Here is a 429-nt window from a genome sequence, read left to right as displayed (position 1 = left end):
GTGGACAAGCGGATCGTGGGCATCAAGAACGTCACGCTCAACGAGCGCTACCTGGCGCACCGGGACGGCGAGCTGCCGACGTTGCCGCCGACCATTCTGACCGAGGCGATCGCGCGGGTCGGGGCGATTCTGATCCTGGCCAAGCCCGAGAACCGGCAGCGCCTGCCGTTCTTTGCGGGCATCGAACGGGTGCGCTACCGCCGGGCCGTGCACCCCGGTGACGTGGTCGAAATCGAGGCCGTCGTCCGCCGCCTGCGCAGCCGGATGGGCGTTCTGCACGGCATCGCCCGCGTCGACGGCAAGGTCGCGGTCGAAGGGACGATGACCTTCGCTCTCGGTCCGCGCGTCGAGGCCGTGTAGGGCCGGATCGAGACTGCCGATTACCTCACGATCAGGGCCACCCCGCCGATCTTTGCCACGCGTGAAGCC

1 protein-coding gene is annotated in these 429 nt (G+C 68.8%); it reads left to right on the top strand.

Annotated elements, in window-relative coordinates; translation table 11 throughout:
- Positions 1-360, top strand: a 360-nt coding sequence (locus tag I6F37_RS41060) for a hotdog domain-containing protein (protein WP_225154529.1), incomplete at its 5' end; no start/stop codon positions are given.
- Between the last annotated feature and the right edge of the window lie 69 nt (positions 361-429).

Source organism: Bradyrhizobium sp. NBAIM08 (genome assembly GCF_020193935.1).
Taxonomy (GTDB): Bacteria; Pseudomonadota; Alphaproteobacteria; order Rhizobiales; family Xanthobacteraceae; genus Bradyrhizobium; species Bradyrhizobium yuanmingense.
The sequence above is the reverse complement of the archived record's forward strand: the minus strand, read 5'-3'. Positions and strand labels throughout refer to the sequence as shown.